This window comes from Halalkalibacter flavus (genome assembly GCF_036663575.1).
GTDB lineage: Bacteria > Bacillota > Bacilli > Bacillales > Bacillaceae_D > Halalkalibacter > Halalkalibacter flavus.
In genome coordinates this window covers 161,285-169,939 of sequence record NZ_JAWRVK010000006.1, presented here as the reverse complement: position 1 = coordinate 169,939, position 8,655 = coordinate 161,285, and the positions used below count along the sequence as shown (strand labels likewise).

The 8,655-nt window shown below is 33.7% G+C and carries 5 protein-coding genes; 1 reads left to right on the top strand and 4 read right to left on the bottom strand.

Annotated elements, in window-relative coordinates; translation table 11 throughout:
* Positions 1-402: 402 nt before the first annotated feature.
* Both SAY88_RS06405 and SAY88_RS06400 read right to left on the bottom strand, forming a co-directional pair.
* Entirely contained in the window at positions 403-1,692 is a 1,290-nt protein-coding gene (locus tag SAY88_RS06405; RefSeq protein WP_332630306.1) for an O-acetylhomoserine aminocarboxypropyltransferase/cysteine synthase family protein, read from the bottom strand.
* Between the two features lie 72 nt (positions 1,693-1,764).
* The gene (locus SAY88_RS06400) at positions 1,765-2,814 is read right to left on the bottom strand and encodes a YheC/YheD family protein (RefSeq protein ID WP_332630305.1); all 1,050 of its coding nucleotides are present in this window, start codon (positions 2,812-2,814) and stop codon (positions 1,765-1,767) included.
* Positions 2,815-3,433: 619 nt separating this feature from the next.
* Here SAY88_RS06400 and SAY88_RS06395 point away from each other — a divergent pair.
* A complete protein-coding gene (locus tag SAY88_RS06395) occupies positions 3,434-4,564 on the top strand; it encodes a YheC/YheD family endospore coat-associated protein (protein WP_332630303.1) in 1,131 nt (376 codons plus the stop codon).
* Between the two features lie 762 nt (positions 4,565-5,326).
* Here SAY88_RS06395 and SAY88_RS06390 read toward each other — a convergent pair.
* Both SAY88_RS06390 and SAY88_RS06385 read right to left on the bottom strand, forming a co-directional pair.
* Positions 5,327-7,273, bottom strand: coding sequence for a YheC/YheD family endospore coat-associated protein (locus SAY88_RS06390; RefSeq protein ID WP_332630301.1), 1,947 nt, complete (start codon positions 7,271-7,273; stop codon positions 5,327-5,329).
* Between the two features lie 46 nt (positions 7,274-7,319).
* The gene (locus SAY88_RS06385) at positions 7,320-8,630 is read right to left on the bottom strand and encodes a YheC/YheD family protein (RefSeq protein ID WP_332630300.1); all 1,311 of its coding nucleotides are present in this window, start codon (positions 8,628-8,630) and stop codon (positions 7,320-7,322) included.
* Positions 8,631-8,655 lie beyond the last annotated feature (25 nt).

Below are 8,655 nucleotides of genomic sequence, written 5' to 3'. Positions count from 1 at the left end.
TATACTATATTCACCTGAATAATCGGATTAATAGCTACAAAAAAAGGCTATTGATAAGACTTTCTCAACAGCCTGAGAAGATGATGTCTGTACAGTACAGACATCATCTTCTTTAAATTTTATTGAAATCTACGGTAATAGTTGGTTTTATTTTTTTTCAATTCACAAGGCTGTATAATACCTTAATCTTTAAGACTTAAAAATTGTTTTTTGGGGTTTCATTCCCCTATCAATCTAACTCTTTTTTTAAAATTTCATATAAAAACACCCTATAGAAAAATCACTCTTCAAAGTGACTAATCTATAGGGGGCTCATTCAACTGATCTCTTTAGCTTCTTCTCTATCCCAAAAATTTCGAGTATTTTAACTGCTTCAGAAGCCATTTTATCAATTCAACTAAGTTATTTATCGCATAACTTCAAAGCGCAATCCAGATCATAAATGATATCTTCTACATTTTCAAGTCCAACTGATAAACGCAGCATATCTCGCGTTACACCGGCTTGAGCTTGCTCTTCTGCCGTTAATTTCCCATGCGTAGTTGTAGCAGGATGAATGATCAGTGATTTCACATCACCTACATTTGCCTCATGAGAACAGAGTTTAACATTATTGATCACTTTCTTTACACTCTCTTGACCGCCTTTCACGCCAAATGCTAAAATAGCTCCTTGCCCCTTAGAAAGGTATTTTTTGGCTAGTTCATAATAAGAATTATCCTCCAAACCAGGGTAATTAACCCAGTCTACTTGAGGATGGTCATTCAAAAATTGCGCAACTTGTAACGTATTTTCACTCTGCCTTTGCATACGTAGAGAAAGCGTTTCTAATCCTTGGATAAATAAAAAAGCGTTGAAAGGTGAGAGGGTTGCTCCTAAGTTGCTTAGAAGTTCTACTCGAGCTTTTATGATGTAAGCCATATCTCCGAAAGCATCAATAAGTGATTTGCCATCACGTTGTGGATTCGGCTCCGAAAATTCTTTAAACCTTTCATTAGTCCAATTAAATTTACCGGAATCAACAATTACTCCTCCGATCGTAGTACCGTGCCCTCCAATAAACTTAGTTGCTGAATGAACGACAATATCAGCTCCGTGTTCAATAGGTCTACACAAGTACGGTGTACAGAACGTACTGTCTACGATCAGAGGTACTCCCTCCTGATGAGCTATCGACGCAATCGCTTCAATATCAGGAACGTCCATTTTGGGATTACCGAGCATTTCTACAAAAACAGCTTTCGTTTTATCGTTTATGGCTTCACGGAAAGAATTTAAATCATCCGTCTTTGCCCAGCTAACGTTTATCCCGAACCTGGGGAATATATGAGAGAACAAGGTATAGGTTCCTCCATATAAAGATGATGATACGACAATATGATCACCAGAAGAAGCGATATTCAAAATTGAATAGGTAGTTGCTGCCTGACCAGAGGAAAGTGCTAAAGCACCCACTCCTCCCTCCAACTCGGCCATTCGCTCTTCAAAAACCTTCACCGTAGGGTTCATAATTCGACTATAGATGTTGCCGGTTTCTTCTAATGCAAATACTCTTGCGGCGTGTTCCATATCTTTAAATTGGTATGCAGCCGTTTGATAAATCGGTACAATACTTGATCCCGTTGCCCGATCAGCTTCATGTCCTGCATGCAATGTCTTCGTATCAAAACCGTATTCATATTTTTCTCCCATTCACTCTTTCACCTCTCCAAAAGCTTTCTTTGTTTTTAATATGATACATTCATTCACTCTATTCGTTTGATCCTACTGTTTTTTATAAAGTGAGCACACATTTGCAAAAGGAATACGATTTCTTCTCTGATTAGCTTTCTTTCGGTTGGGTACAAAGTTGTCCTCCAAGAACCAAATTTTCCCATTTTTATCTACCGCAAAATCCAAACCTAAATCGTTTAAATGGGGAAAACGTTTTTCAAGAACTTTAGCAATTTGAATATTTAAACGTTTAATTTTCTTTTTGGTTTGCGGATTGATTAGTTTGCTTAATTTATAAAAGGATTTTCCACCTTGATCTATGTTCGTTACATCCCATCCTCTTGTAGCAATTCTTGCCATTACCCCTGTTACTTGCCATCGATCAAGTTTGTTTTTTTGAGGAGAAGCCCGAAAATCAAACTTGTTGCCTTTATATGTTTTTAAAGGAATACCTTGTTGAACAATAAATTTAGATGGAGATGGAAATTTCCGTTTATAAAAGTCTCTTAATTGGTTATTGGAGATTTTTCCTTCTTTTTTTGTTCGCTTGTAAACATAAACAATCTGATATCCATTTCCCTCTTTTCGGATAATAGATATTTTATTTCCTTGACCTCCTCTTTTTGGTTTAATAAAAACCTCGGGGTATTTATTTAACATGTTAGAAAGGTTTTCATACGATAATGTTGTCGTTTCCGGTAAATGCGGTCTAATATGGCTAAATGTTGATAAATATTTATAACTTTTATATTTGTCTCTGTGCTCACGCTTGGAACAGGCATTGAAAATAATAAAACCGTCTTCCTTTAACCGTTTCACTTTCTCAATCGCCTTTTTATTGGTTAAATAGGCTTTAACTTTATATAAATTTATTTTTGGGAGAGGCGCTTGTTTTTTGACTAATTTGTGATGTTTGTATGAATAGACAAAACCATTAACCTGTTTACTTTTAACAGAAATATCCTTTAAAGAATAAAAACAAAGATCCACTTGATGTTTACGAGCTTGCTTAGTGTAAAACTGAATATATGGATCCCAGTTACCTTCGTCTTTAACTGAAACGCGCTTTGTAATACTTGTAGAAAGTATAATGCCGATCATGTACTTACCCACCTTTCATTCGGTAGTCCCCTTTAGACTTCTTTTTAATTTATTCTAAAATAGACAGAATTGTACCTTATATCCTCCTAGTTAAACTGATATTTTTTTATTATTTTTCAAAGACTTGTTAGATGATGTCACCTCCATATTCCAACGGATTAGAAGGTTTTGCTAATTTTGTATTGTAATCAACGTATAAAAACAACCTCTTCGCCGTCTTCAAAATATTTTACGAATATGACTAGTGGAATGTATACATATCTGTCTAAATAAATAAACATATATATAAATAAAAAGGGCTAGTAACTATAACGGATAGAAAAAAGGTTAATAAACGTGCCTATATAAGATTTATAAAGGGATAGGCAATAGCTCCTCACTTACACTACTGCCCATTTGATTGAGAGATACCAAATAATGATATCTCTACTACCCAACAGCCTACACATTCCCCACTGGCTTACATAACATATGAGCAAGAACATGTGTTAAGCGCGTAACAGCTCCTTATATAAAAATTATGGAAGAATACATCTGATCGGTGTTTTCACCTGATCTGGGGGTCTTACTATCTATTAATATTGGTTATTAAACGTTATTAGAAAGAGGGATAAAATACATGAGTACATTGTCTTCAACCACCAACAAAAACAAGGAAACAACAGTTGGAGTTTTGATCACCCGTAGGACACTACGGCGATTACAAAAACAAAAACCATCGTTAAACATTATTAAACTCCAGGAAGCCAATGAAAAAGCCAAAACGAAATTATATATGTTCACCCTTAAGGAAATTGATTTTAATCGCGATATCATTTACGGCATATATTTTAATCCATCCACAAACCGATGGGAAAAAGGCAAATTTTCACTTCCCGATGTATTTTACCGTCGAAGTGGAAGTCTAAATCAAACTATTCAAAGGAAATTACAAAAAAAAGGAGTGAAATTTTTAAATAGTCCTAAAGGATTTAATAATTGGGAGGTCTCTCTACTTCTCCTACAGAATAAAGACCTATGTTCACATGTTCCGTTAACCCGAAAGTGCCAAAGCTTTAAAGATTTGACCAAAATGTTTAAACGCACAAATACTGTTTACTTAAAATCTTATATTGGTGGACGTGGCAAGAAGGTTATGCGTATTATTAAGCAACCGAACAAAGCGTATCACTGCAGCTATTTCAACAAGCACTTGATTGAACATCGCGTAAATACCTTTGAAGCATTTCAGAAAACCATTCGTTCTTTTTATAAGAAGGAATTCATCATGCAAGAAGGGATTGATCTGTTGACAGTTGATGGATATTTGGTGGATATGAGAGCAGAAGTTCAACGCAACGGTAATGGTAATGTAGAAGTCACAGCCATTGCTGTTCGCCGTGGAAAAAAGAACTCCCCTATCACGACACATTCAGAAAGTTATACTTTTGACTCATTTTATAAGAACGTTCTTAAGTATTCAGACCAACAAGTAAGTACCTTTAAGGAAGAAGTAACGCAATTTCTTAAGAAGGTGTATGAGCAAGTTGAAGAAGGATATGGTCGATGCGGAGAAATGGGTATTGATTTTGCCCTCGATAAAAACAATAAGTTATGGTTAATTGAATGTAATTCACGAAGCGCAAAAGTCTCTCTTCACAAAGCGTTTGATCAACAAACAGTCAATCAATCTTTTTTAAATTTACTTGAGTATGCCAAATATATTGCAAAAGAAAAGAGCGAGCGGAAATACGCAAGTCATTATCAATAATCAAGCCAACAAAAAGTAGTTGGTTTACGTTACTATCTTAAGATTCACCCTCGTTACACCCTTAATCTTCAAAAAGGCAAAAATAAAGTCCGCATGAACAATTTTTTTGACATGGATATTCCATTTTAAATTCACCAAAAAGAACGTGTTATCATGCGGACAGAAAAAATAAAAATCCTAAAAATGCTTATGGATAATTAAGTCGATAATTGTGATGTAATGAAAATTAACACTTAGATATAAAGAAACTGTGAATAAAACGATTTTCTAAAAGCCTTATTTTATAGGGCTTTTTTCATTTAATGAAAAATGGATAATATACCCCATTTCCCCAAAACACTTACCAATGTTGAAGGTTAATTTCTTATTCAAACGTCCAAAACCAAGGCTTCTAAGCGATTAACTAGTTTAGATGATATAAATCCATCACTCTATTAAAAAAATGGCGACAAGCCAAATTGAAGCGAATTTAGCTAAAATAAATACGTCCGTGGCTAAATCCCTCTTTCCTGACAAAAAAAGACCCCCAGGCATAGAGCCTTGAGAGCTTTGAAACGTTGATATATTAATGTTTTGAGAACTGAGGTGCACGACGGCTGCTTTAAGACCGTATTTCTTACGTTCTTTTATCTATATATTAAATATGAAGAAATTAGGAAACAAATGATTTACTTAAAGCCTGAATAATTGGACTTTTTATAATAAAAAATTGTGAAAGTACCCTTATATATTTCGTGGTGAGATGTGGTCACGAAATATTGATTACTTTACCTGTTCTTGAAATACTTCTTTTAGCACTTCGGTTGCACTTTCTTCGGTTGGATCGTTTGTTCCAAGTTCACCACTAATATAGCGGGCATACTCTAATGGGTTCGTAAACACTGTCTTAACCGTTTCTTCACTATGAGACTTATATAATGAATCGTTGCCTGGTTTTGCATTACACTCGATGAACCATATACGTCCTTCTATATCTATAGCAAAGTCAATGCCTAGTTCACCAAAAATACCGTAGGCATTCTCGATAAAATCAAAGCTTTCAAGCAAAAAATCTTCTACTTTAATTTGTAGAAATGTTATTTCTTCTTTTGAATAATGCATATATTGTTCAAAAAATTCATCGAAGCAGAAAACCCTCGCTCCTGTTCTAGTACTTGTAATTGGATAGTCTGGACAACCTAAGCGGACTGGATAGGCAACAATTTCTACCTCTCCTTGACCATTTCGCTGTATCGTTGCTCTCATATCGATATTACTTCGACTTACCTTTAACCCATTAATTGCACTTTGTATTATGACTTCTCCTTTTTGAAGAAATGGTTTAAGCCTTCTCAATAGTTCACTAAAGCTACTAACCGTTTTTTGAACTAATTTTTCTTTAGCTATGCTGTATTTATAAATACCATTTTCTTCTTTAGTTATTTTTACGATGGACTTCCCATTGTTGCTGTCACACTTTTTTAAATACAAATGCTTAGCCTGTTGAAACATTGCCATTATATCGTCCTCGGACTGATATAATCTTGTTATTGGTAAATACTCGCGCATCTTCTTTTGTTTATATAACTTTTCATGCATATCCCACTTATTAAACGTATAAAAAGGATTGATTTTTTTTAACCCAGTTATCTCGAGTTGTTCACGTATATAGTCTGAAACGATCTTTTGATGGCCTAATACAGCGCCACCTCGGTCATATAACACATCCGGAAATGAAAAATCGTTCTGTTCCCAGATGCCTGTTTCTTGATTAAAATACGTTCCATTTATGCTACGATTGATCAAATCAACATCTTTAATCGAGAAAAAAAACAAATTTAGTTTTGTTTTTTCATTATTCGCTTGCATAAGTTCTAAATGTCTAAATACTGGTTTTTGATTTAACATTTTCTTGATGTTGCCTATACTGATAAAGGTGGCTACAGTTAATTCGTCCTTTCTAAACAATTTAAATTTATTCGTCATTTTTTGAACCGGAGAATTTAAAATTCGTGTAGGTTCACTATTTATCTTATTTTTTTCTTGTTGAGAAGAGCTCTTCTTCTTTTTATCACGTTTTCGAGCTAGAAATTTGGCATAGTCAAAGACATTTTTAAAACGTGGTATTGCCAAGGTATCTAACCTATTAATAAGTTGAATCCGACTATTATTTTTAAATTGTTGACGTAAAAATCTCACTAATGGTTTTTGATTTATTGAAAAAGAAGCTCCTCGATCATAGATAACATCAGGCAACGGGAACCAATGAGACGTCCTAGTTGTTCCATTTGAATCTATCAAAGATCCTTTAATCTTTTTATCAATCCAATTAATGTCGTAAATCGAGAAAAAAAATGTTAAACAATTTGAACCTTCTCCGTCACGAACATAATGAACGCCATAATTACGTTTTTTTGCTGCTACAAAGTTTCTTAAATAACAAGTATTTACAAAAATCCCTACAACTGGTCCAACACAAACAGCTTCTTCTTCTCGCCAAATATTAATCCTTTTATCTTCTAACAAGCATAACTGATCAAAGATCCCTTTAGGTACGTACATATTCTCAGTTCTTTCATCATGTTCTTCAAAGAGCACCACAGAATTTAATTGACCTACTAAAAATTGGTATAGAACTTCTTTATTTAGGTTCAAATCTTTAAAAATTTTTTTCGGTAAGAGTACTTTGTTTTCTTCAGTATTTTTCAATACCTTAATTCTAATTACCATTTACTCACTTCCTCAAACTTATAAAATATCCAGTAAATTCATTCGTTTAATTCATGGCAATCTTGTTTAAAAAGCTAATAATATCCTCTATCACTTGTCGGTACATCTCAGTATCATTAATCCACAATGGACAGTGTAGGTGTTGAGATACATTTGCTTCAAAAATCCATACCTTACCTAACTCATCTATTCCGAAATCAAAACCAAAATCTACATACGGTCCGTAAAGTCTGTCTAAAAATGAGGCCAGAACTTTTCCAATTTCTTTTATTTCCTCTACCTTTTTAACAATTTGTTCCTCATTATAATTAAATTGAAGCTTCAACATATCTTCTACACTTTTCCCATTCACTTCTTTATTTGAGTGTATTGTAATTCCATTAAATTCTCCTAGCCAACCCATTATTGCATCGCATTTCCAGTTATTATCTCTATCTCTTACGGCCATTACTCGATAATCTATTTTCCTGTTACCATAGCTCTTAAGCTTAATAGCTTGTTGAATAATATGGTTAGTACTATATTTTGATAGAAAACTATTCATCTCCCTATTTGAAAAATAAAATGTACTATTCTCAAGATTTTTTCGTACAGTATACTTGTTTGTTTCTTTTGTAATTAGAAATATTCCTCTTCCTAAACTTTCATCAGTTGGCTTTATAAATACTTCTCCATACGTATTTAATAACACATCCAATTTTTCCTTCGTAATAATATTAGTGGTTTCCGGTATATAAGAACTAAGATATGGATGGTCCCTTGTTAACTTATAGAACCCCCATTTATCAAAGACATATGGGTTCACAAGTTTATTACCCATTATATTTTTAAGTTTTGGTTTTGGTGTTGCTATTTTCCGATATATGACCGCAGGAAATGGTAGTAGCCTTAATTCCCACTTTGCGGAGTCCTTGTTGTAAACGTAACCCTTTATCTCTTCCTTTTTATAATTAATATTCTCTTCAGCAATAAAAAACAGCAACCCACCAGTCCGCTCAATTGCATTAACATACGGAATATATCTCTCGTCTTTTTTTTGTAATCTTCTTGCAATCTTTTTGTCCTTATAAGCGTATAATAATCCAATTATTGGACCTATAATTAACATTTTTTTTTCAATTCTATAGTCATATTGGACAGAAAGGTCTATTTTTAATTCTTTAATAATTTTTCGTGAAATTTCCAAATGATCTTGAGTACCTGTGTCGTTTATAATAATTTGAACCCTAGCTTCTCTATTGCCATATTTAAGTATGATGTTATCACCATTATAAATACTGTTTTTTTCTGCTATTGTTTTATTTATTCTTAGTTGACGAAACGGAGCATCAATCGCTTTTAACGTTATTTTTGACATCCTTTTCCTCTACCTCTCCAAACCT

Coding starts and splice junctions, on each gene's coding strand:
- SAY88_RS06405 (WP_332630306.1), bottom strand. CDS start 1,692: ATGGGAGAAAAATATGAATACGGTTTTGATACGAAGACATTGCATGCA.
- SAY88_RS06400 (WP_332630305.1), bottom strand. CDS start 2,814: ATGATCGGCATTATACTTTCTACAAGTATTACAAAGCGCGTTTCAGTT.
- SAY88_RS06395 (WP_332630303.1), top strand. CDS start 3,434: ATGAGTACATTGTCTTCAACCACCAACAAAAACAAGGAAACAACAGTT.
- SAY88_RS06390 (WP_332630301.1), bottom strand. CDS start 7,273: ATGGTAATTAGAATTAAGGTATTGAAAAATACTGAAGAAAACAAAGTA.
- SAY88_RS06385 (WP_332630300.1), bottom strand. CDS start 8,630: ATGTCAAAAATAACGTTAAAAGCGATTGATGCTCCGTTTCGTCAACTA.